Origin of the sequence: Halomonas sp. HNIBRBA4712, assembly GCF_043558675.1 — a bacterium.
GTDB lineage: Bacteria > Pseudomonadota > Gammaproteobacteria > Pseudomonadales > Halomonadaceae > Vreelandella.
The window spans coordinates 1-1,218 of the sequence record NZ_JBIFXR010000022.1 but is presented as its reverse complement, the minus strand read 5'-3'; the positions used below and the strand labels follow the sequence as shown (position 1 = coordinate 1,218).

The 1,218-nt window shown below is 68.8% G+C and carries 1 pseudogene; it reads right to left on the bottom strand.

The features are described 5' to 3' along the window. Positions 1–1,218: pseudogene (locus ACGK9R_RS17150) on the bottom strand (hypothetical protein); the annotation flags it as partial.

The window sequence follows — 1,218 nt, the reverse complement described above, 5'->3', positions numbered from 1 at the left end:
GCCGTCCGCGTAGTCGGCCTCGGGCAGCACGAAGCGGTCTCCCAGCCCGCGCTGCCAGGTGGTGCCGCCGTCGAGCGAGTACTCCCAGAGCGCGCCGGGTTCGAGGTCGTCGACCAGCAGGGTACCGTCGGCGGTGATGCCGTCGCCCGCCTCGCCGGTGTCGTTGAGCAGTTCAAGTGTGGGTGCCGCCGGCGGCGTCACATCGATCTCGACCGCGCCGAGGCGCACCGGCGCGCTGGTGTTGCCTGCCGCATCGGTCTGACGCACCTGCACGTCATCAAAATCGTAGGTGCCTTCCGGCAGCTCGAACGCGGTGCCGTCACCCGCGATCCAGGTGGTGCCGCCGTCGAGCGAGTACTCCCAGGTGGCATTCTCCTCGAGGTTGCCGACGTTGACGGTGCCGTCGTTGGTGATGGGGCTTTCATCGGCAAGCGTGGCCGTCGGGGATTCCGGGGCGGTGAGATCGATCACGACTGCGCCGACCCGGGCGGGCGTGCTCACGTTGCCCGCGCCGTCGGTCTGGCGGACCTGCACGGTCCCGGCGGCGTAGCTGTCTTCCGGCAGCTCGAAGCTCGTCCCGGTGCCCGGCAGCCAGGTGGTGCCTCCGTTGATGGAATACTCCCAGGTGGCGCCATCGAGAATGCCGTCGACATCCACCGTGGCGTCGTTGGTGATCGGTCCGTCACCGACCAGAGTGGCTATTGGTGCCGGAGGCGGCGTAGTGACCACGCTGATCGCCTCCGCGATGCTGCCGGATTCGCTGACGTTGCCCGCGCCGTCGGTCTGGCGTACCTGAATGGTATCCGCCGCGTAGCTGCCCTGGGGCAGCAGGAAGCGATCGCCGGTCACCGGCTGCCAGTTCAAGCCGCCGTCCAGGCTGATCTCCCGGAAGGCCGCCGGGTCGAGGTTGCCGAGTTCAAGCGTGCCGTCTGCGGTGATGCCGTCGAGCGCGCCGGTGTCGTTGATCAGCGCGACCGTGGGCGCGGCCGGGGCGGTGGCGTCGATGGTCACGGCGCCCAAGGTCGAGGTACCGCTGGTCGCGTTGTCCAGAGTCTGGCGCACCTGCACGGTGCCGGCGGCGTAGGTGCCTTCGTCCAGCACGAAGCTGTCACCGGTGCCGTCGATCCAGCTGGCACCGCCATCAGTGCTGTACTGCCAGGTGGCACCTTCGACCAGGCCCAGCACGTTCACGGTGCCGTTGCTGGTGATACCGTCCAC